This window comes from Paracholeplasma morum, assembly GCF_016907055.1.
GTDB lineage: Bacteria > Bacillota_I > Bacilli_A > Acholeplasmatales > UBA5453 > Paracholeplasma > Paracholeplasma morum.
Map to the genome: position 1 here is coordinate 25,135 of NZ_JAFBBG010000001.1, position 23,978 is coordinate 49,112.

Sequence of the window (23,978 nt, forward strand, 5' to 3'; positions counted from 1 at the left end):
GGCTCGTTTTAATCTAGTATGGGCTTGTTGAATCGATATCCTATCCCCCAGATTGTGTCAATCACGGGTGAATTTGGGTCGTACTCAACTTTTTGTCTAAGACGCGTTATATGTATACCAAGCGCATTATCGGTTGCAGACTCATCGTCATTCCATGCGTGTTGAATAACAGAATCTTTATCGACAACTGTATTTGCATTCTTAATCAATATACGTAAGATTTTTGATTCTGCATTGGTAAGTTTAATCTTTTCTCCCTCTTTGATAATTAACCTATTGTTTAAGTCGATTTCAACAGGACCAATTACAATTCGATTACTGACTCTGCTGGTTTTGATTAACAACTCAGTGATTGCATTAATCCTTAAAGCGGTCACTTTAGGGTTGGTCGCGGTTCTAATGACCCCACAAACCCCAGCTTTGTATATTTCACACTCTTCAGCATCTGATAAGCTTTTACCACAAGCATACACAGGAACCAGCGCATTACTCACTAAAACTCGAAGACGGTATAAGTCCTCTGAAAAATCGGATGACAAATCGTAAATAACGAAATCATAATTAAAACCGCTAGGCATCTTTGAATCAAACACAGAATACCGTTTTACGAGTACCTGAAATCCGGTTATTTCTATCTCAGAAACTAACTCTGAGAGTCTTTTCGCCCTCTCAGAAATGATCAGCACATTTCCCATTCTCTTTCCTTCTTTCATTTTTAAGCTTAATAATATGAAAAAGTATCAGATAGATTTTCACATCCTACCAATTCTAGTATATCAAATAAAGAACTTCGAATTCACTTCTTTTTTTACAATTTTGCATTTTTTGCATAAATATGTAAGCGTTTGTATTAAACTGCTTTATTTGTCTTAATAAAGGCTTAAATGAATTGAGCGTTTCTTTTTTTTATGAATACAAATTTTATGAAAGACATATTATCGCATACCTAACAGATAATCTAATAAGTTAATAATTATTCTTTTAATGTAAAATAAAGAAAAAGCCACTGTAATTAGAGTGAACCCATAATAGTAGACACAAAATAAAAAGTGCCTATTTTTTTTGGTTCATATCAGTAATAGCGTGCTTTTTCTGAATGAGATTTTTTATATGTCTTTAATTTGACTGAATGAGTTCTTTTATGAACGGTTCGATTTCTTCAGGTCTAAATGACGGAGAGAATCTGTACACTACCTCACCCTTTTGATTAACTAAGAACTTTGTAAAATTCCATTTAATTCTGCCTTTATACAAAAACTTAAAGGCGCCTTTCTTACCATAGTCAACTGGTTTGGCCTTTTTTAAGTGTCTAAACAGGTCAGATTGATTCTTACCATTTACATCTATTTTCGCATACGTTTCAAACTTGGTATTAAATTTGAGCTTGCAGAAGTTAGATACTTCTTCGTCAGATCCTGGTGCTTGATTCATAAACTGATTAGAAGGAAAGTCTAAGACTTCAAGGCCTTGTGACTTATACGTTTCATATAAAGCTTCAATTGCTTCATACTGATTTGTATAGCCACACTTTGTTGCTGAGTTGAAGATCAGCATAACTTTGCCTTTATACGCCGATAAATCCGTTGTTTCATGATTCGCTTTTTGAACTTTGATTTGGTATATACTCATATGTACCTCCATTTATTATCTATATATTATATAATGTTTCATTCACAATTTTTATATAAATGCTTTGTTAATATATAAGAAAAAAGCTCACCGAAGTGAGCTTCTTGCTATAAAGTTGGTAATGCTTCTTCATACACGATTAAGCACACGTGTGGATATCCATCAAAGCTAGAACCCACTTGTCCTAAAATGAATCCTTGGACTGTGACTTCGGTACCGGTGACTTGTAATTCCTGGAATTTAGGCGATTGATTCGAAATGATTTCAATTGTATCCGCTCCAGAATTAATACTTAGATAAATAATCCCCTGATCATTAACGATTGTACCAGTGGTTTCTACATACGCATGTGTATATTCACTCATGTATTCGCCATCAACTATCAAAGCATCAAGATCAATTACGGTAGCTGTTTCATTGATGCCTACATAATTACCAACTTTCAAATATTCGGTATTATAGATACCATAAACATCTCCGTACATGTTTCCTACACTACCAAATAATGTAACTTCATGGCCAATCATCGTGCTTGCATCGACTTCGAATTCAAAATACTGAACAATACCTGTACCATCGTAAACATAAACGATACCATCAAAGTTATAGTCTATGCCAATGATTACACCAGATATTGCTACACCTTCAACTTCAGATTGGAGCTCAAGCATTTCGATGATTTCACCAATGGATATGATATTCATTGGATTAACTGTAATCATAATAGGAACAACCACGCTTAGATTTTCAAAGGAGATAGTCATATCCAATTCATAAGTTGTTTGAACGAGAACATCCGAAATGAATAGATTATAACCATCATAAGTGAATATGTCTGATACTTCTGAGAAATCTACTGAGAATTCTCCGCCATATTCTGGATGAGTAGACTCTAATTCATAGGATTGTGTTCCTAAGAAGACTTGATTGAATTGATTGATTGCATATTCTTGAATGATCGTCAATTTTTGTTCAGCAGTTAACTCTCCAACAACGATGTTATCTTCGCCACTTGGAACTATTAAGATTATTACTGGTTCAATGTAGTTCTCTACACCTGATATGTAACCCTTGATTGTGACATTTTGTCCATTATACGGGAACAAGTATTCATCTGAGATCAACATGATACTGTAAGTGCCATCTGTAATCATGTAATTCGCATAATTAAAGGTCACAGTTCCTGTAAGCGTGACGTATGTCATAGGGATGACATCTTCCTTTAGTAAAGGTTGTAGTTCTTCAATTGTGGTTGAAACTGGATTATTAATGATTTGATTGTCACTAGATACGATATTAATTAAAGGTTTTTCAAAGTCACTTCTGAGTGTGATCCTTGAGTTATAATTATCTACAGAAGCAATTACTTCAATAAAATCGCCAATTTCTAGTTTGTAATAGGTGTTTAGAAGCACATAACCAGAATCATCCATAATGATGTATTCATAGTAATTACTAGCTTCGACTACTAACCCTTCGACATAAACATAGTCCTGTTGTCCATAATGAATCAAATCAGCGATACGGGTTAAGTTATATGGTTCAACATGAATTGTAAAGGTCTTTGTTCTACTGTAATCATTAATCGTAATTACTACTGAAAGTTCAATTGTTCCTGGCTGTTCAAGTTCAACGACATTGTTATCGATATCTAGTAGGTCAGCACCAGATAATAATGTAAACTCTAATGTAGCATCGAAAATAGGGTAACTATCTGGGAAATCGATTTGTTGGTAAGGTCTAAATGTTTGACTGTAATAGTAAGTGCCTTGCGCGACAATCTCATCGACCATTTCAGCTTCATCAGCATAGCCAAGTAGAACTGAGTAGGTATCACCACTAAACAATAAGATGTTTCCATCAAGCTCGTCATAGACCATGAAGCCTCTAACCTTAACTTTAATGTTTTGATACCACGATAAAACGTGAGCTCCAAATTGGTCTACTCTAACATGGTTTAAACCATCTGGTGACTCAATGACATAGGAGTAGTTCATTTCATCGAATCTAATCACACCTGAAACCTCTACATATCGATAATCAAATGGATCTGTTGTCGTGAATGCATTAAAATCATTAATCGATATTGGGGTTGCTGTAAGTGGATTGTCATGACCATAACTTAATTCTACTCCATAATAAGGAACACTTAATATTGGTGTTTCTCCAACAAGTACTAGACTGCCATATAAAGACAACTTAGTACCTTGACCGAACCCTAAGAAACCTTCTAACATCATAAATCCGGTTTCATCGGCAATAATTGTGTAATGGGATTGATACGAGTTTCCAACCACAATAACCTCAGTGAAGAACGAATCTCCTTCTTCACCTAATAGAATTTCTTCAATGGTTGAAATGGCCTTATTAACAATAAAGACTTCAAATGGATACTCTTGAATGATGTCTTCATAAGTTAAAACAAGTTTAAACTCAATAAGGGTTTCATTTGGCGTATCCAGATGGATGACGTGAGTAACGGCATCATAATATAGTGCATTCTCACCAATTGCTTCAATTTCATAAGTTAATCCATCGAATGTTGCTACGACAGGTTCAAATAAGTTCCCTGGCATAAAGAACGTTGGCAAGTATTGAGAAGCCTCATCAGCAACTTCATCCATTTGAGATTCAATGGACTTAGGAATTTCAATATCTCTAAAACCGTTCATAATCATAAACATATTGCCTTCAGGATTAACGACACCATGTCCATGAAGGATTACTTCATAAGAAACATAGTCATCGATCATGTCTACATAGTCTGCATGATTGATGTTAACAGATAAACGATTTGTTCCATCACTTAGATAATAATCGGATATTAACTCATCATATAATAATGTACCTCTGATATTTAGATTGAGATATCCTGTACCATATTGACTTAAATCGGCATTTAAAAATGTCTCAATTGACATAGTGATTTCATCTGGTACATTTCCATATCCATCATACGAGACCACTGGATCATAATTTTGGTTGATTACTCTAGGCGTGTGTAGGGCTTCTAAATACCCTTCGACAGTGACGATATCACCAATGCTAAGATAACTATTGGAGTACACTAACACGGTTCCTGTTTCATCCGCTATTAACACCATTCCCTTATCGTTGTAGTCAACGACAACACCAGTGAACTGTCTTAAATATATCTGTTCATCTTGAAGAATACTATAAATCGTGGTTGGTTCAAGCTTAACAAAAATATTAAGAGCTATAGATATTGTTTCTGAATAGATCTTGTAATTAATAGTAACGAATAATTCGATTTCTGTCGTAAATCCAATCTCATCGCTAATCTGTCCTGTTGTTATATCAATGAGTGTTGGATCAACAGCTTGATATACAATCTCTGCCCCAGGAATCAATGGATAAGAAGTAATTAACTCGACGATATCACCTTTTTCATATTGATTAAAATGGTATACCGTTTGAAGATGATTAGAAATCATGTCAATGACATTTTCATCTTTAAGAGTAACTGATATCTCAGCTTGATTGCCTGTAAATAGTAATGATAGTCCTAAATGAAATGGGAATATCAATCCACTGATTGTGATTTCATTTCCGACAAACAGAGACAACATTAAGTTAGCTTCTGCCGTTGGATTGATTAGCGGTACGCAACCATCTACATTACAAATACCATACCAACCATCTGAGCCCATTGAACCAACAACACCAGTGATATTTACATATTTAAACCACTCACTCATCAGTTCGATTTCTAGGAATTCTTGGATGGTGATGATTTCACTGATTTGAGGCATTGGGTTATCAGAAGAAATAACTTTAGGCATTGAATCATCTGATGCAAACAGAACCACAATACCATCTTGTGTAAATTTATACCCGCTGATTTCAATGATATCGCCAAAAGTAAGATCTTTCATAATCATAATAGGCACTACGCCATACTCATCCATGATGATTCCAAGACTAGCTTCCTCTTCATAAAAGTAGACAAAGCCTCTTAAGGTAACGAACGTTTCATCTGGAACATTAGAAAGTGTTGATGGTGTAACTACCAATTCTGTTTTTAAATTAATATAGAAAGTCTTTTGAACTGTCGTTTCATTAAGCGTCACTGTACAACGGAGTTCGATGACTCTATCAACATCAGTTTCTAGGAACTCGCCTGTTTCAACGTTGAAGTAATCCTTATTGTCACCTATGGTTTCAAAGGATAGTTCAACATTAAAGTATGGGTCATATGTCGGAAGCTCAATTATCATACCAGCATAGAAGTTCATTTCATTGAGCATATCACCTGATTGGAGAACTAAGTTAATTTTCTCTTCATCAGTCAAAACGATTTCTTCATATGAATCTATATCGATACGAACAACATATTCCTCGTACTCATGATCAATACTTTCAATATAGAATTCTATTTGGACGTATTTTCCAAGGTATGGTTCCATATCTTTATTTGGATAGGATATTGGTGAGACGACAAGTGCGATATCATCCATCATATCTGTTAAGAAGTAATCATAACCATCTGAATAGATGAATGCTAATGTAGAATACTTAATTGTATAGATTAACACCTCATATGAATTAAACTCACGGAAGTCTATTAATTCAATTGGCGTTGCTTCTGGAATTAGAATCGTTTCAGAAACCTCTTGTTCATCTGTAACATCAACGATTGTTGGTATATCAAATATGAAGTCAAATGTTCCTGATACTTCTAATGTGTCTCCAACTTCTACTAACCCATTCACGCTAGAGACGACAATAGCTATGTCACCATCTGATAAGTAGTAACCTGATTTATCAGGAAATACATATGTGACGATTCCTTTAACCTTCACTGAAGTTAAGCGTGGCATTAACAACATTACATCGAAGTTAACATAACCATCATCGATGACGAAATGAGCGTAGATAATTAAATCTGCACTTGGCATAACATATGAGTTTACCTTCGTATCAAATGTAGGTTCTAAATACCAACCTTCAAACTTGAATCCTTCTTTAGTTGGAATGCTAGGTTGATAAGTTTCTAGGTATTCTACAGTTTGTTCGGATGTAACACCATCTACACTAAGTGTAAGTGTATACGAATTAATTTCAAATTTAGCATAAACTGTGATATCCCTAGCAGGCATTGGATCGTTACCTACGGCAACTTCATATTGATTATCATAGTACCAACCTTTAAATGTATACCCTTCTTGGGTTGGGGCTGTAAGTTCGATTAATTCACCATACTGAACGTTAATTGGATCTAATGTAACCCCAACAAACGTAATCTTATAGGATATCGCTTCAAACTTAGGAACAATAATGATATTTCGAGCAGGCATGCTTGTAAGTATAAATGCCACATCCCCTTCAAAATACCCTTCAAATGTATATCCTGCAGGAATTACCGGTTCTGGTAATGTAATCGATGCTCCAAATACGACATCAATAACAACATCCGTTTCTAAATCAATTGTGATTGAATAAGTGTTTGGGGACCATTTAGCATACACCCTAACAGTATCCATTGGCATATTTGTTAATGCGAATGCCGTTTCAAGTGTGCTATCAAAAAACCAACCTTCAAACTTGTAACCATCTTTAGTTGGGGTAGTAAGCGTTGGAATGACTTGATTATAAGTTAACTTAAGTGTTGCAATCGCGTTACCACCATTGGTTTCGAAGATAAAATCGTATTTGATTGGTTCCCATTTCGCATATATAACAACATTTCTAGAAGGCATTGTAGTAAAGCTAAATGCGGTTTCTAACGTTTGATCGGAATACCAATTTACAAATGTGAATCCATCTTTAGTTGGATTAGCTGGTGCTGCCGTTGCTTGTCCAAATGTATAGGATGCCATAGCAACTTCTGAGCCACCATTTGTATTATATGTAATTGTATAAGTCTTAGGTGTCCATTTGGCATATAGTGTGACGTTATTAGCAGGCATTGTTTGGAAAACATAAGCCGTTGTAAGTAATTCATCACTATACCAACCTACAAAGTCGAAACCGTCTTTCGTAGGAGCTGTTGGCGCTGTAATGGTGCTACCATAAGCATATGAGACTGATGTAATTTCCGTTCCACCATTCGTTACAAATGATAAACTGAAATTCTTAGGAGTCCATTTGGCATATAGATTTACATTGTTTGCAGGCATGGATGTAAATACATATGCTGTAGTTAGAAGTTCATCTGCATACCAGCCACCAAAATCATAACCAGCTTTGGTTGGGTCAGTTGGTTCTGTAATCACTGAAGCGTATGCATGAGTAGTGACATCTATCGCTGTACCACCATTAACGTTATATGTTATTGTGTAGTCATTTACTGTCCATTTAGCGTATAGAACCAAATCGTTGTTTGGCATTTTAGAGAATGTATACGCAGTTTCTAACAAAGCATCTATATACCATCCTTGGAATGTATGCCCTGTCTTAGTCGGAGCGGTTGGCGCCACTATGTTTTCATCGGCCTCATATGTAAGTGTAGCAATCTCACTACCTCCATTTGTATTAAAGGTGATTGTATGACTTGATGCAAGCGGTAACCATTTAGCATATAAAGTAAGGCCACCAGTATTACTTAACAAGTCTGCGATTGAGAAAGGTTTGCTCAATAATTCATCTGTAAACCAACCACCAAATTCAAACCCTGTTCTAGTTGGTTCAGGCAATGTGATGTTTGAGTCGGTTGTTTTAATGGTTTGTTCGGCAATATCGTTGCCTCCATTAGAAACGAACGTGACTTTAATGGTTTTATCTCCTGTACAAGCAGACAAAAAACCTAGTAATAGAACGACAATTACTAAAAATCTCTTTCGCATATAAAAGTCTCCCCCTTTTTAAATGCTTTCGGACAGAAACTAGCTCCATCTAGTTCTCTTCTTAACTTCAATATATCTCATATAAACTGTATATACAACAGAATTTCCAATATATTAAATGTATTTCACTGTTTTAGGCTATTTTTAGTCTGTTTTATTCAAAAAACTACCATTTTTTCTACTTTACTAAGAAAAAAACCGGCTGTCTATAGACAATCGGTCATTACTTATGATGTTTTTTAGTTTTTTCTTCATACATTTTTTTATCTGCTTCATGAATTAGTTCTTCAAGTAACTTACCTTCTTGTGGGTATTTAGAATAACCTAAACTTGCCCCCATATTGATGGTATTCCCGTCGAGTTCTTTAAATCCTTCAATGGCTTTTCGTGTTCGATTTATTTTCTCAATGACGTCTTTTTCTGTACTGTCACTTCTTAAAAGAACGATAAACTCGTCCCCACCTAATCTTGCAACAAAGTGATTATTGAACACGGTTTTAAGAATTCTCGCAACCTCAATTAATACTAGATCTCCAAAGTCATGACCATAGGTATCATTAACTGGTTTGAATCTATCTAAATCCATAAACACTAGGGTAAATCCCTTCTTGGTTTTTAAGAACTCCATAACAAGTTCATTAAAGTGATTATTAAGCTGATGTCTATTCAACAATCCTGTTAATGAGTCATGTGTAGCAAAATAAGTGAGTTCTTCTTTTGCTTTGTAAAGCTCTGTTACATCACTCACTAGAGAAATAATTGTTTTTTCTCCTAATAAAGCCATTTCACTGGATGAGAAGATGACATCAATTACTTTGCCTGACTTAGTGTTTAGTTTGACTTCCAGTGGTGCTACTTTTTCACGACTGAAAAGTTTTCTATAAGTTTCCGCTCTGTAACTTTCAGACTCCCATATACCTAACTCTACACTGGTTCTTCCAACAGCTTCTTCTTTTGTAAATCCCGTAATTAGTTCAAATGATTTATTAACATCTAGAATTAACCCATCATCATATTTAGAGATGATCATTACGGTTGGTGACTCATAAAATGCACTTTCAAACTTGACCTCTTCAACTAAAATTTCTGCTTGAGCACGATTGTGAATGAGAACCAAAAGTGAAATAGGCAATAGTGTCATATAAACGATAATAGCAATCCCACTCACCGTACCATTTAACTGGTTATCAAATAGGTCTTTGAATACGATTCCAAACGAAACTAAATAAATGAGTCTCACAATGTTCACTGCAATAAAAGACAATGAGACTGCCATTAAAAACCTTGTCGTTTTGACGTAGTATGCAGGCATCTTGTATAAAATCATGTAACTCAAGTATCCGAAGAAATAGATGCTAACTAATGAAATAATCACAAACCTCATTTGTAAGGAAGGGTATACGTATAGGAAATATAGAAATGTCAATATCATTATAAAGACAATAATCCCATGCTGAGCTTTTCGATTAGGGATAATCATAAACCTACAAAACCCTCTAATTAACAAGACATAACTCGAAAAAATAAGCATGTTAGAAATGAATATGGTTAAAAACTCATTTGAGTCCGTTCGATATATCGTCAAATTAACCCCAATAGCCTGAATAAACAAACTCAAAATCCATTCGAATAATCCCTTATAACGATATTTATTGATGTACCACACTTCAATGAGTGCAATCGCAAAAATAAAAGCGACAACACTACCACCGAGATAAAGCGTTCTAACATCTAATTGCATAAGAACACCCTCTTTCACTATTATCATATCAAATCTTTACCGTTTCTACATAATCTATTGATTATTATTTGCCTAAAACATATCAAATTTTGCCGTGTATATCAAATCCAAACGTATTAATTATCAAGCATTATAACTCTATGTAGTTACTATTCTTATAAAATCTGATTTAGAGGATATTTTCTATCAAAAAAATCCAGTGCTTGTGTTATAATACACTCATGAAAGGAGTAGATTTAACGTAATTAGATTGGTCGTTAAATCCGTATAAATATGTCAAATATACTATCATTATTCACGAACAATATTTGGAATGCAGCATTAACAATCGCTGTTATTGTCTTCGTTGTAAGTCTCTTCATTCTTGAGAACAAACTTATGAAGAGATATGAAAACAAATGGCACAAAGTAGTCCTTCTTCTAATGTTTATCGTATCCGCAATCGTATTACTTGCAGGAATTGGGTTTATCCTCTTTATTTGGGGATATGACTTCAGCCATTACTTTGAAGATACATCAGTCATCATTCTCGAGTTTATCGAAAAGAGCCTTGGGATGATTATTGGATCTGTTATTGTTATCGCGTTATCAATGTTCATCATTAAAATTGCAAAACTTGGGTTTAAAAGCGTTGGCAAAAAACAAGGTCCGCTTCAAAAAAGAAAGAGAACCATTGCGAAAGTGTCTTTAAGCATTGTTAGATACTTTGTGGGTATCTTAGCAATTCTAATCATCCTATCGATTTGGGGCGTCAATGTTCTTCCAGCCTTAGCAGGTCTTGGGATATTAGGATTGGTCATCGGGCTTGGTGCACAAAAATTCATCAATGACTTAATTGCTGGATTCTTCATCATATTTGAACACCATTTTGATGTAGGAGACAAGATCGAGGTAGGCGGCTTCAAAGGTGAAGTAACCGACATCGGTTTAAAAACTACTAGAATTAAAAACTGGAAAGGTGAAATTAAAATCCTTGCCAACGGGCAAATCAATGAACTTATAAATTTCTCCAAAAACCCTTCAGTCGCTGAAGTTTACTTCACGATTGCATATGAGGAAGATGCCCAAAAAGTCATTGATTTATTGACCAAAGAGCTTAAAACATTTATGTCCCGCTTTCCTCAAATTATCGAAGACCCACAAGTATTAGGGGTTACAAACCTTAATACAAGCGGAATCGACTTACGAGTTATTGCAAAAACAGAAAATGAAACACATTACCCAGTTGAACGTGCAATGAGATTGTTTATCAAAGAAGTTCTTGATCAAAACAATATTGAAATTCCATTCCAACAAGTGGTTGTCAGAAACAAAGATTAACCCAGATAAACTGTCCTTTAGCCGACAGTTTTTTTCTTTTTTGTGATTTTGGTATAATACTATCGTAGGGAGGTGTTCTTATGAAAGTTATAATCACCGGAATGAATGGTACCGTAGCACCAGTAGTTGCAGAAGTATATCGACAAAAAGGTTATGATGTTGTTGCCTATGACCGCTCTATTACTTCTATTGATAATGAGACAGAAATAAAGGCGTTTATTAAAGAGCACAATCCAAAAATAATCCTTCACTTGGCATTAGGTCCTATATCTTGGTCAGAAATACTATCTAGCATCACCAAAGAGCTCGAAATTACATTTGTATATATCTCTAGCGTATCAGTTTACAGCAACGATCAAAAAGGACCGTTTGTTGCTACAGATACCCCTTGTCCTGTGGAAGACTATGGGATCTATAAGAAGGCTTCTGAAGAAGCGATAAAGGCAATCAATCCAGATGCATTCATTCTTCGAATTGGTTGGCAAATCGGACACGAATCCGGGTCTAATAACATGATTGATTTCTTTCAAAAACAAATGGATCGAGATGGGATTATAAAAGCTTCATCCAAGTTTTATCCTAGCTGTTCATTTATTGAAGATACTGCTTTAGCGATTTATGAAGTTGTTTTAAATCATATACCGGATACCTATTTAGTTAACTCAAATCACAACTATAACCTCTTTGAAATCGCAACTTATTTAAAGCGACTTCATCCCTTATTTAAGATCAAAGAAACAACGGATTTCTCTTATGACAATAGAATGTTTGACATTAGGGTACCTATTAAGAAATTATCAATCATTCCTTAAGGTTAATCTTGAATATCAATTGAATAACTGGTCTATTTACGATATAATTTTTACATATGGAGGGCTTATATGAAATACGGATATGGATGGGTATTAAAATTTATTTTAGCAGCAATTCTACTAGGAGTAGGTATCTACTTACAGTTTGCAGATGAAGTTGTCTACACGATCACTGGTGTAATTATCGTGATTTTCTCTTTATTACGTGTGATTCCTCTAATGAAATCACTGAATAAAGAAGTCTTAAGAACCGTTAACTTAATAGAAATAATCGCAGATACCCTTATTGGTAGCGTGATGATATATATTGCATTATCAGGCAAATTCGATGGCGGCAATGTTTGGGCACAAATCTACCGTTATGGTTTAGCATTCTTCTTCTATGCAAGAGCACTCGTATTCTTTAACAGTGTTACGTTCCTTGGAGAAAAAACCGAGATTCCTAAGTTTTGGGTTCATATTGGTTCAATCACTATCGGGACTTATATCGCAACCAATCAAGATTTCTCATATGAAACTGTTGCAATCTTCTTATTAATCGTTGCCCTTATAGGTACACTTTATCTAAGCTATGATGGTTATAAAGGATATACCCATTATAGAAAATTCCAACTAGAGATGAATAGTGGTGAAGGTAAAGGCAAGTCAAAAGAAACGACTAAAGAGATTGAAAAGAGAAAAGAAGTCATCTTGGATGAACAAAAAGATGACAGACCTTACGTAAACTAATTAAGAGCACTCCAAGTGAGTGCTTTTTTTATGCATATAACATGAATCTATTTATTTGAGAATCATCACATAATCCACACACTTTATTTCACTAAAGCAAAACACTGGAAAAGTAATTTAGAAAATTGATAACATACTATAGACTCCATTTTTATGATAATATAAAGATAACTAAGAGGTGAGATTATGGAGAAAATGTATCAAGATTTTTTACATTATTTGGAACATGAACAAAAAGATGAAGCATTGCTTTTCATACTTGGCCTTTTACAAGACAAAAAGGTCACGCTTTTCGATGTATACGATCGTTTTATTAGACCATCATTAACGAAATTTACTTGTAAGAGTGATGATGAAGACTACTGCATTTGGAAAGAACACACAAGAACTTCCATCATCCGCACGATTCTAGAATCAACTTACCCGTACTTAATTGAATTAAAAAAAGATGTAAAACCTAGAAATGAAAAGATTGTTGTCGTATGCCCAAGTGAAGAATACCATGAGGTAGGTGCACTAATCATTACGAATTATTTCACACTATCCGGATATGATGCGATGTTTATTGGGGCAAACACTCCAAAAGACGAAATTTTAACAGCAGTCAAGGCATTAAGACCTGATTATTTAGCCCTATCAGTGACCAACTACTATAACTTAGTGATAACAAAGAAAATAACCGATGAGATTAAAGAAAAGTATCCTGAAGTTGGAATCATCGTCGGTGGACAAGCTTTCCTAAACTCTGGTGCTTTAAACACAATCAAATACGATTACCACCTTAACTCTAAGGAAGATATCCTGAAGTTTGGAGGTAAGTCTAAATGAAACTAGCATTTAATATTGCCGTTAGATTTTTGAAATCCGGTAAGCTTCAAACTTTATTTATCATTCTTGGTATTGGGGTTGGGATTTCTGTTCAAGTCTTTATTGGGGCATTAATTTCAGGGCTTCAAAAAGACTTAGTAAATACGACGATTGGTAACACGTCTCAAATCACATTTACTAAAGTGGATGATTCAGACATCATAAATTATGACGACTTAATGAATGACATTTTAGATAGTGATTCTAGGCTTAGTGTCGCAACCCCGAACCTTAACGTAGCTGGGACATTCTTTTCAAAAAACAATACAAATCTTCCTGTTTTAGTCAGAGGATTTGAACTTGAAAGTGGCGATGAGATTTATGATTTTGAGTCCAAGTTAACTAAAGGTAGAATGCCAATTAATAATAACGAAGTCATTTTAGGAAGTTTCTTTGAAACTGAATTAGGGCTTGTTCTGGATGAAACTTATGTAATGAACGTCCCTGTATATGGGAATCGAAACCTTAAAGTGGTTGGCTTCTTCGATTTTCAAGTCAAAGCCATTAACGAAGGTTGGGCAGTATCAAATTTAACCACTGCTCAAGACTTAAAGGATGGCTCTAGAGTAGCTATGCAAATCGAAGCACAAATCAAAGGAGCGTATTATTTTGATGCAGTTGAGATTAGAGATAACGTGATTACCAAAATCGGTACTACCTATGAAGGTGCAGACTGGGTATCTAACAATGCCTCACTACTATCTGGTCTACAAGGCCAAAGCATTTCTTCATTAATGATTCAAGTATTTGTATTAATCTCAGTAGTATTAGGGATTGCTTCTATTCTTGCCATTATCGTATTACAAAAATCCAAACAAATTGGTATTTTAAAAGCGATGGGTATTAAGAACCTAGATGCTTCTTTCATCTTCTTATTTGAAGGGTTAATTCTAGGCATCTTCGGAGCCATCACTGGTATTGCTCTTGGGTTTGGATTATTGGTAAGCTTCCAAACATTTGCGATTGATGCTTCAACTGGGGAACCAGTCATCCCATTATTCATTGACTATGGATTCATTGGACTGTCTGCACTCATTGCTGTAGGTGTCTCGACATTAGCAGCACTGATTCCTGCAAGAAAATCTTCTAAATTATCAGTAATCGAGGTGATTAGAAATGCCTAATGTTATGGAATTAAAAGGTATCACCAAAGTATATGGTGAAAAGATCAAAACGCAAGTATTATTCGGGATTGATTTGGCTTTCGAAGAAGGCTCATTTAATGCCATCATTGGTCAAAGCGGATCTGGCAAGTCAACTTTAATGAACATTTTAGGTACACTAGACTATCCAACCGATGGTGACATCTTCATCAACAATATCAACACTAAGAATTTAAAGAAAAATCAGATTTCTGAAGTAAGAAATCAAAATATAGGATTCATCTTCCAGTTTCACTACTTATTACCAGAGTTTACAGCGCTGGAAAACGTATTGATGCCACATAAAATCTCCAAAAAACCAATTACTAAAGAGATATTGGATAGAGCCAACGAACTATTAGACTTTGTTGGTCTTTCAAAAGTAAAGAATAACTTAGCTGTAAATATGTCAGGTGGTCAGCAACAAAGGGTTGCGATTGCGAGAAGTCTAATCAATAACCCAAAAATCATCTTAGCCGATGAACCAACTGGTAACCTTGACTCTGATTCTACTGAACAAGTATACGGCTTACTAAGAGACATCAATAGACAATATAAAACGACATTCATCATCATTACACATGACCGAAAGATTGCTGAAAAAGCAGATCGTATTATTGAAATCAAAGACGGCAGAATTAACCTAGATGTCATGAATCAACTTGCATAAAAGAGGCTTCGGTCTCTTTTTTTATATCTTTTTTGGCACTCTATACTTGACAGTGCCAAAATAGTGTGTTATACTATAGCTGTACTTGGAAGAGTACACAAAATAATAAAAAAGGAGTTGAGTTTTATGATGAGTTTATTTAAAAGAGACAGAGATTTCTTTGATAGCCTTTTTGATGATTTCAACTTCACACCTTTCGTGAAAGCTGAAACAATGAAGACTGATATCAAAGAATCCGAAAAAGCCTATGAAGTACACGTAGAATTGCCAGGTTTTGACAAGAAGGATGTCAAAGTTAGCGTTGATAACGGCTATCTAGTCGTTGAAGCTGAACGTAAATTTGAACCTGAGGAAGAAAAGTCAGGTAAATACATCAAACGTGAACGTCATTATGGAATGATGAAACGTAGTTTCTATATTGGAGATGTTTCAATGGATACTATCGAAGGCAGTTTCAATCAAGGTGTATTGAAACTTACCATTCCAAAAGAAATCAAACGCATTGAAACCAAGAAATATCTAGAACTTAAATAGAAAAAGAGTAGCCGAGGCTACTCTTTTCATTTATTGTAATTCTAACTTCTTCTCGATAATAAAGTATGACGATACAAAGAATGCTATAGAAAATACTAAGTTCAACAGCGAGGATTGCCAAAACATCTCACTTGAAGTAATCCCGAGTATTGACGCATTAGAAACACTTCCGAATATGAGTTTCGATATGACATTCATCAAAATAGATAACCCTAGATAAAGCATAACGCCAACGACTATTTTTCTTTCTCCTTTGTAGATTAGATTTAATAGAGAAAACAAAAATAATATGAAGGTAACCGAGTATAATCCGGTCATCAATAAACTAATTAGTACTCTTATAAAATCTTGAGGTTGGTCAGCGATATTTCGCCAAATAGACTCTACCGCTACAAAGAAATCATTTTCTAAGAACACCGCTAAGAACACGACCCCACTTATAACACCAGCTATAAAGGATAGTATAAGCCACATCAAGTTAATAATCACTTTACTACTGATAATTTGTAGTGTTGTGGATGGTGTAGTAAATAGTAAATACCCTGGCTTACCAAACATTCTTTGACCGAAATTGATCATAATGGTATATAGTGTAAAAATAGCTAAAAGAATCATAATTAATCCGATCATGGAAACTGACAGTGCTAATAGTAAATCCGATTCAATTTCTACCGAAACAGCCAATAGTCCACTTCCGATAATGCTTACGATATACAGAGGTATAAATAGACGATAACTTGATAAAATCTCATGTTTCATTAACTTAAACAACATATTTGAACGCCTCCTTAAACACTTCTAACAGTGACTTTCCTGCCTCACTGACAAGTTCATCTGTATTTCGGTGTAATAACACTTGTCCGGATTTTAAGAAGACCACTTCATCGAATAAGGATTCAACATCGTATATTTGATGCGTAGAAAGTAACACAGTTGCATCTTGATTTCGATAAGACATAATGGTTTCTAAGATGATTTCTCTTAAGGCTGGGTCCACACCGCCAATTGGCTCATCAAAAATGTAGATTTTCGCATTTCTTGACAAAACAAGGGCTAGTTGGAGTTTTTCTTGATTTCCTTTAGATAGTTTTTTAATGAGATGTCTATCTTCAATTTTAAACTTTCTCGTTAACTCTTCGAATTTATTTTCATCAAAATCCTCGAACATATCTTTAAAATACTTTTTCAAGTCCTTGATTCGCATCCATGAATCAAAATAAAGTTGGTCTGGTAAGTATGCCACACTCGCCTTGGATTCATTTGATATATTCTTTCCATCAACCAACACTTCACCCTCATATGTTTTTATCAAACCTGTGATGATCTTAATTAATGTGGTTTTTCCTGATCCATTTGGGCCTAAAATCCCAATTATTTTCCCGCGTTCGAGTGTTAAGTTGATATTATCTATCGCATTAAGCGTCCCATATCGCTTCGTTAAGTTTGAAATCTTAATCATTTCTTCCATAATAACTCTCCTTATTTAATTAAATCGTAATTTTATGTTAATTATATCAAATCACTACAGAAAAGTACATCTTTTCCGGTTAGACAGTAATAACTAATCCATTTCTAAATCAAAGTTTCCCGATACCCATTTTCTAATACACTTTAAATCGGTAGGTGTAATGTTAATTGGAATCGCATTTTTAGGAAAAAATTCTAAGGCTAGCGACTCTTCATTTAGTGAAAGTTTCGGTGTTGGAATCCGCTCATAAAATACAAATGAAACATAAAAGGTAATGTCTCCATTTGGATAACAAAATGCTTGTTCATTACCTGAGTATATCCCTATTAATCTAGGGTTATTAACACGAATACCTGTTTCTTCAAATACTTCTCTTTTGAGTCCATCTATGATTTTTTCATCTAGTTCTAACGACCCTCCAGGAATACCATATAAACCATTATCACTCCGCTTTTGAAGTAGGATTTCTCCTAGCTCATTTTCTATAATAATTCCTGTACTAACGCTTCTAATTGGTTCGTGTCCGACAATGGAACGAATCGTTTTAATGTAGTCCATTTTCCCTCCTATAATAAAACCTACACGAATAACCGTGTAGGTTCGATCTCTATGCCTCGAAGCCGAGGTCTATTGCTTTTTTATTAATTTCAATTAAGTGTTCTTTTTTTGAACCAAAGTAATACTTGAGTGCCTCAATCACATCTTCCTTTTTAAAGAGATTAGTATCTTTGAGGTATTTACCCAATAGAATCATATTGATGGTTTTAGGTTCATTTAGCTCTTTTGCCAGATCGTTGGCTTTAATCCCAGCTACCGTGATTGAGTTGGGGTTTTGAAGATGGATTAATGACTCATTATAAAGCATGTAACCCTTGTTTTTAAGGGTGTTTTTGAACTTTAAGTAACTTGGTTCGTTTAGTACGATTAAGTCGTCAGAATCCTTAAATACTGGTGAGTAGATGGGTTCATCTGAGATTGTAACCATACAATTCGCAGTCCCGCCTCTCGTTTCTGGTCCATAGGTTGGAACCCAAATTGCGTTTAACCCTTTTAGGGTTGCACTGTAAGCTAATACTTGACCTAATAACATAACGCCTTGCCCGCCGAATCCAGCGATTCGAATGGTCTTAGTCATTTTTGCCCACATCCTTATACACGCCAAGAGGGAATTCTGGAACCATATTATCAGTAACCCATTTCATGGCTTCAGCTGCCCCCATACCCCAGTTAACTGGACAGGTTGATAACACCTCTATCATTGTGAATCCGCGGCCTTCTAATTGATATTGAAAAGCTTTTTTGATTGATTTTTTAACTTTATTAACACTTTGTGCCCCAGTCAACGAAACCCTTTCAACATAGGCAACGCCTTCTAAATGTTGAAGCATCTCAGATACCTTAATAGGATATCCTTGAGTTTTCGGGTCTCTTCCAGTTTGTGAAGTCGTTGTTTTTTGACCTACCAAAGTGGTTGGAGCCATTTGTCCACCTGTCATGCCATAGGTTGCGTTATTTGCGAAGATTACAGTAATGTTTTCACCACGGTTAGCCGCATGAATGGTTTCTGCGATTCCAATAGATGCTAAATCACCATCTCCTTGATAGGTAAACACCACATTATCTGGCAAGACGCGTTTAATACCTGTTGCGGTTGCACAAGCTCTGCCATGTGGGGCTTGTTGCATATCACAGTTGAAGTATTCATAAGAATATACGGAGCATCCTACAGAAGCAATCCCAACAGTTTTTTCTAAAATACCTAGTTCAACCATGACTTCTGCGACAATTTTGTGCAAAATACCGTGAGTACAGCCAGGACAATAGTGAGTTTTTTTATCTGTTAGACCAGTTGTCTTTTCGTATCTAATCATTCTCTCACCCACTTTTTAAAGTTTATGATGGCATCACGAATTTCTGTTGGATCGATGACAACACCACCGGTTCTACCATAAAATGCCACTTCGAATCTGCCCTTGTTCGCAATTTCAACGTCATCCACCATTTGGCCTAAGGACATTTCGGTTACAAGTATGCCTTTACAAGTATTTGGAATAAGATCAAATGCTTTTTTAGGAAATGGCCATACCGTAATAGGTCTAATCATGCCTACATTAATGCCAGCATCTTTAAGCATTTCAATGGCACTTCTAGCGATACGAGCCGTTGTCCCATAGGCAACGATAACGTAATCTGGATTGTCCATATTAATGAGTTCGTAACGAGCCTCATGTTGTTTCATTAGATCATATTTCGCTTTAAGTTTTAAGTTATGTTCTTCTAAGGCTTGAGGGTCTAAGAATAAACTAGAGATAACATTTCTACCTGGATGGTTTTGTGTTCCAGTGGTTGCCCAAGGTTTAGATACCATGTCTCTTGTTGGCACTGGTTTATCCAAATCTACGGATTCCATCATTTGACCAATTAACCCATCGACCAATATCATTACAGGGTTTCGATATTGATCTGCAATATCAAACCCTTCTTTAATACTGTCTACGGTTTCTTGAATCGATTCCGGCGCAATTACCAATAAGTGATAATCCCCGTTTCCACCTCCGCGTGTTGCCTGATAGTAATCGGCTTGAGATGGCTGAATACCACCTAGTCCTGGTCCACCTCTCATAACAGAAACAATTAAACACGGCAATTCTGCCCCAGCAATATAAGAAATCGCTTCTTGTTTTAAAGCAATCCCTACACTAGAACTCGAAGTCATTACACGTTTTCCTGCACCAGCTGCGCCATAAACCATGTTGATGGCTGCTACTTCAGATTCAGCTTGTAAAAACACTTTCCCAGCTTCTGGTAAGTATTTCGATAAGTACTCAGGCACTTCATTTTGTGGTGTTATTGGGTATCCGAAAAACGCATCAACACCTGCTTTAACAGCAGCTAAAGCGATGGCTTCATTTCCTTTTATTAGTTTCTTAGACATCTCTCGTTTCCACCTTAATGACAGAATCTGGGCAAATCATTGCGCAAAATGCACAACCAATACATTTATCAATATCAGTGACATCTACTAGTTGATAACCCGATTGGTTTATTCTTGTTGTAGACATTTCTAGTATTTTGACTGGACAGTTATTTACACATAACTCACAGCCCTTACAAAACTCATTGTTAAAATCCAAAGAGTAATACTTTTTCAAAGGGGTTCCTCCTATCTTGGAATATAGTTATCGTGTAAATTCTTAATAGTCTGAATACGTTTTTTAGCAAATACTTTTGCTGCTAATTGTGTGTGAATGTTCTCTTGTTCAGAGATTTGATAGATTTCCAATAAACGATCATATATCAACTTAATGTCAGCCAATACTTTTTCTTTTGGCTGATTCATTAACTCATAATACACGTTAATGAGTCCACCTGCATTTATGACAAAGTCTGGGGCATATAAAATACCTCTTTCTTTGATCATATTTCCATGTGTATCTTCATCTAATAAGACATTGTTCGCTGTACCAGCGATGATTTTAGCTTTAATTTGAGGAATGGTATCTGAATTTAAGACGCCACCTAAAGCACACGGTGACAATACATCAACATCTAGACCAAATAATTTGTCTGGATCAACAAATTCTACTTCTGGATGTTCTTGTTTCATACGTTCTATGTGTTTTGGATTTATTTCTGAAAAATAGATTTTTTTAGCATTTTCTTCTAATAAGTACTCGGTTAAATAATAGCCAGTTTGTCCTGCTCCTTGTATCGCAAATGTATACTTAGAAATATCTTCACAACCGAATTTCTGTTTTAATGCTGACTTAATGCCATAAAAAGCACCTAGCGCAGTAATTGGAGATGGGTTGCCTGATTTGCCTTCAAGACCTACAACATAATCAGTTTCCATGTGGATATAGTTCATATCTTTAGTGTTTGTGTTTACGTCTTCTGCCGTAATGTATCTACCATTTAATGATTGAACATATCTTCCAAGTGCTCTAAAATAGGCTTCACTTTTGACTTTGGTTGCATCACCGATTAAAACCGTTTTGCCACCACCAAGATTCAACCCTGCAGCTGCGGCTTTATAAGTCATACCTCTTGCTAGTCTCAAACAGTCAAGAACAGCATCATCTTCTGACTCATAATTCCATAATCTAGTACCACCAAGGGCTGGCCCTAATGTTGTATTATGAATCACTGTTACCCCTTTTAAACCTGTCGTACGATCGTAAAAATAAACCACTTGTTCAAACTCATGCTTTGCCATGTAATCAAATACTTTAAAATCACTCATATTATTCTCCCTTCGCAAATAAAAGCGTTTACATTTGTATTATAACATAAGTTATAACGCTTCTCTTAGTGGTTTTTATCTTATTCAAAAAATTTACACATAGAATATTTTTATACATCTTTATAATCAAATAAAGTCCATTTTCGTTGTTATACGAAATTGGACTTTACAAAAAGATATATCTTATGCGTTTTTCTTAGAAAATATCGTCTTAAAGAAATCTACATTCACAATAAAGACAAATGGTAATAAATAGACAGACGCCGCCAATACAGATTCGAAATATTCTGTGAAAGCAACCAGTTCAGCAGGGGTAAAACCTACTTTAATAACGAAATAATACATATCAATTCCTAGCGTGATAAAAGGGCCATCAGGTTTACTAGTGAAGAACACGATGCTATACCAAATGAAATACCCAACTTGACTCCCTAAGGCAATATCATTTGGTTTATCCTTTGAGATTACTATGAATACCACATTAAACACAATCATTGATAGTAAGAATGGATAGGGTCCATTAATGCCATCTAAAAGTAGAAATTGAATCAACTGTAGCAAGTAAAATACTGAAAATAGACTATAAAGTACTAAATGAATATTTTTTCTCATATCATCCCTCCTACTTCTATTTTACAACTATTCGATGCTAAAGAGGTCGTATTTCTTCTCTTGGTTCCTATTTTTGTTTTTATACATCATCTTGTCTGCTTCATTAATGACAGTCATAATCTCCGAATCATACATTAAAAGACTTATCCCATAAGAGATGGCAATTGGGTAATTGGATGAGTCGTTTTCCCTAGATATCTCTGAAATAATTCTTGAGACAATCTTCTTAGCTAATACAAGATCACAATCTTCTAGGATTAAGACAAACTCATCTCCACCGAATCTAAACAACAAGTCATTTTTTCTCAAACTATCAAGGATAATCTTTGAAGTAATCTTTAATACGGTATCCCCCGCAATATGCCCAAATTGGTCATTGATTAGTTTTAAGTTATCAAAGTCAATCATAACTAAAGAAGCGCTCCAGTTAGAATCATACATGGCATGAAAATTCTCAACATATCGATCAAAATAACTGCGAGAATAGGCTTTAGTCATCGAGTCATAATCCGCTATTTTCATAATGGCATCACTTTGAACTTTGTGTTTCTTTAATAACGTAGCCATCTTTTTGAAAACTGATGCATTCAGTAATAAGAATGCTACTAATGTAATTGAGATAATTGTTAGCAAACTAAATTTTACGCTTGTATCAATCACACCATACAAGGCCTTACTATTAATGCTAATCGCATAGTAGATGTTTGCATACTCAAACTTTCCTAGATAATAAAGTCTATCTCCTGTCAAGTATAGTGTGGATCCATTACTACGAATATCACTAGACTTATTTATGATGTAATCATTATGGCTTCTTTGATTACTAAGGGCGAAGCTATACTGAGATATAAATAAACTAGACATCGATTGAGTTAAGTCATATTCCATGATTAGTCTTCCCGTCATCGATGAATCCACAGGTGAATAGATTGGATAGACGATGATTGCATTGTATTTATCTTCATTTTGAATAATGCCTATTTCATAATAATCGATTTCAAGAGAATCTAGATAATCATCATTGACTGATCCGTAGGCAATGATTGAGGTATCTCCTGATACTATTTCAGCATAAGATAGATTGGAAATATTCGACATAGTAACAGAAAAAGCCGTCTCGAATAGAGCGGTTGTTTCTTGGTTTGTGAGCTCGCCATCCTTAAAGGATCTCAATGTATTTTTGGTGTAATAGTCACTGGTTATGAGATTGGCTTTTTCATGAGCATTTTTGAAGAATGCATCAAGCGTATCTTTGTAGATTCTAGCTGTTGTACTAAAGTTCTTTTGTTTTTCACGTTGAATCGTGCGCTGAAGTGGACTATAGATTCCAAACATTGATAAAAGGGTGAGGCCAACAGTGAAAATAACTATGATTACAATCATGCGTTTCAATAGTTTTTCCATA

The 23,978-nt window shown here is 35.1% G+C and carries 21 protein-coding genes; 7 read left to right on the forward strand and 14 right to left on the reverse strand.

Annotated features, from left to right (window positions below; all coding sequences use genetic code 11):
• Positions 1-8: 8 nt before the first annotated feature.
• The 4 genes from JN09_RS00140 to JN09_RS00155 form a co-directional block, all read right to left on the reverse strand.
• Positions 9-695 (reverse strand): winged helix family transcriptional regulator, encoded by a 687-nt coding sequence (locus tag JN09_RS00140; protein WP_204431768.1) that lies wholly within the window; start codon positions 693-695, stop codon positions 9-11.
• A 421-nt stretch (positions 696-1,116) separates the two neighbouring features.
• Positions 1,117-1,629, reverse strand: a complete 513-nt coding sequence (locus JN09_RS00145) for a glutathione peroxidase (RefSeq protein WP_235985141.1) — start codon at positions 1,627-1,629, stop codon at positions 1,117-1,119.
• Positions 1,630-1,736: 107 nt separating this feature from the next.
• Positions 1,737-8,435 (reverse strand): InlB B-repeat-containing protein, encoded by a 6,699-nt coding sequence (locus tag JN09_RS00150; RefSeq protein ID WP_204431770.1) that lies wholly within the window; start codon positions 8,433-8,435, stop codon positions 1,737-1,739.
• A gap of 223 nt (positions 8,436-8,658) precedes the next feature.
• Entirely contained in the window at positions 8,659-10,176 is a 1,518-nt protein-coding gene (locus JN09_RS00155; protein ID WP_204431771.1) for a sensor domain-containing diguanylate cyclase, read from the reverse strand.
• Positions 10,177-10,449: 273 nt separating this feature from the next.
• Between JN09_RS00155 and JN09_RS00160 the strand changes: the two genes are divergently transcribed.
• The 7 genes from JN09_RS00160 to JN09_RS00190 all read left to right on the forward strand — a co-directional run bounded on the left by JN09_RS00160 (position 10,450) and on the right by JN09_RS00190 (position 16,250).
• The gene (locus tag JN09_RS00160; protein WP_204431772.1) at positions 10,450-11,496 is read left to right on the forward strand and encodes a mechanosensitive ion channel family protein; all 1,047 of its coding nucleotides are present in this window, start codon (positions 10,450-10,452) and stop codon (positions 11,494-11,496) included.
• A gap of 80 nt (positions 11,497-11,576) precedes the next feature.
• Positions 11,577-12,308 carry a sugar nucleotide-binding protein gene (locus tag JN09_RS00165; protein ID WP_204431773.1) on the forward strand — a complete coding sequence of 244 codons (732 nt, stop codon included), beginning with the start codon at positions 11,577-11,579 and terminating at the stop codon, positions 12,306-12,308.
• A gap of 69 nt (positions 12,309-12,377) precedes the next feature.
• Positions 12,378-13,037, forward strand: a complete 660-nt coding sequence (locus tag JN09_RS00170) for a hypothetical protein (protein WP_204431774.1) — start codon at positions 12,378-12,380, stop codon at positions 13,035-13,037.
• Between the two features lie 186 nt (positions 13,038-13,223).
• Positions 13,224-13,865, forward strand: coding sequence for a cobalamin B12-binding domain-containing protein (locus tag JN09_RS00175; protein WP_204431775.1), 642 nt, complete (start codon positions 13,224-13,226; stop codon positions 13,863-13,865).
• Positions 13,862-15,028, forward strand: coding sequence for an ABC transporter permease (locus tag JN09_RS00180; RefSeq protein ID WP_204431776.1), 1,167 nt, complete (start codon positions 13,862-13,864; stop codon positions 15,026-15,028). The genes JN09_RS00175 and JN09_RS00180 overlap by 4 nt, the downstream gene beginning before the upstream one ends.
• The gene (locus JN09_RS00185; protein WP_204431777.1) at positions 15,021-15,716 is read left to right on the forward strand and encodes an ABC transporter ATP-binding protein; all 696 of its coding nucleotides are present in this window, start codon (positions 15,021-15,023) and stop codon (positions 15,714-15,716) included. The genes JN09_RS00180 and JN09_RS00185 overlap by 8 nt, the downstream gene beginning before the upstream one ends.
• 126 nt (positions 15,717-15,842) lie before the next feature.
• On the forward strand, positions 15,843-16,250 hold the full coding sequence (locus JN09_RS00190) for an Hsp20/alpha crystallin family protein (protein WP_204431778.1): 408 nt from the start codon (positions 15,843-15,845) through the stop codon (positions 16,248-16,250).
• Between the two features lie 30 nt (positions 16,251-16,280).
• Here JN09_RS00190 and JN09_RS00195 read toward each other — a convergent pair whose 3' ends face one another.
• The 10 genes from JN09_RS00195 to JN09_RS00240 all read right to left on the reverse strand — a co-directional run bounded on the left by JN09_RS00195 (position 16,281) and on the right by JN09_RS00240 (position 23,977).
• The gene (locus tag JN09_RS00195) at positions 16,281-17,024 is read right to left on the reverse strand and encodes a hypothetical protein (protein ID WP_204431779.1); all 744 of its coding nucleotides are present in this window, start codon (positions 17,022-17,024) and stop codon (positions 16,281-16,283) included.
• Positions 17,014-17,718, reverse strand: coding sequence for an ABC transporter ATP-binding protein (locus JN09_RS00200; RefSeq protein ID WP_204431780.1), 705 nt, complete (start codon positions 17,716-17,718; stop codon positions 17,014-17,016). Before JN09_RS00200 ends, JN09_RS00195 begins: the two co-directional genes overlap by 11 nt.
• A gap of 93 nt (positions 17,719-17,811) precedes the next feature.
• Positions 17,812-18,276: an NUDIX domain-containing protein gene (locus tag JN09_RS00205; protein ID WP_204431781.1), complete on the reverse strand. Its 465-nt coding sequence runs from the start codon at positions 18,274-18,276 to the stop codon at positions 17,812-17,814.
• A gap of 49 nt (positions 18,277-18,325) precedes the next feature.
• A complete protein-coding gene (locus JN09_RS00210) occupies positions 18,326-18,853 on the reverse strand; it encodes a 2-oxoacid:ferredoxin oxidoreductase subunit gamma family protein (protein WP_204431782.1) in 528 nt (175 codons plus the stop codon).
• Positions 18,846-19,589, reverse strand: coding sequence for a thiamine pyrophosphate-dependent enzyme (locus tag JN09_RS00215; RefSeq protein WP_204431783.1), 744 nt, complete (start codon positions 19,587-19,589; stop codon positions 18,846-18,848). Before JN09_RS00215 ends, JN09_RS00210 begins: the two co-directional genes overlap by 8 nt.
• Positions 19,586-20,653, reverse strand: coding sequence for a 3-methyl-2-oxobutanoate dehydrogenase subunit VorB (locus JN09_RS00220; RefSeq protein WP_204431784.1), 1,068 nt, complete (start codon positions 20,651-20,653; stop codon positions 19,586-19,588). Before JN09_RS00220 ends, JN09_RS00215 begins: the two co-directional genes overlap by 4 nt.
• On the reverse strand, positions 20,646-20,870 hold the full coding sequence (locus JN09_RS00225; protein WP_204431785.1) for a 4Fe-4S dicluster domain-containing protein: 225 nt from the start codon (positions 20,868-20,870) through the stop codon (positions 20,646-20,648). The genes JN09_RS00220 and JN09_RS00225 overlap by 8 nt, the downstream gene beginning before the upstream one ends.
• A gap of 11 nt (positions 20,871-20,881) precedes the next feature.
• Entirely contained in the window at positions 20,882-21,961 is a 1,080-nt protein-coding gene (locus tag JN09_RS00230) for a Glu/Leu/Phe/Val family dehydrogenase (RefSeq protein ID WP_204431786.1), read from the reverse strand.
• 183 nt (positions 21,962-22,144) lie between these two features.
• Positions 22,145-22,573, reverse strand: a complete 429-nt coding sequence (locus JN09_RS00235; RefSeq protein ID WP_204431787.1) for a hypothetical protein — start codon at positions 22,571-22,573, stop codon at positions 22,145-22,147.
• A 27-nt stretch (positions 22,574-22,600) separates the two neighbouring features.
• Entirely contained in the window at positions 22,601-23,977 is a 1,377-nt protein-coding gene (locus tag JN09_RS00240) for a GGDEF domain-containing protein (RefSeq protein WP_204431788.1), read from the reverse strand.
• Between the last annotated feature and the right edge of the window lies 1 nt (position 23,978).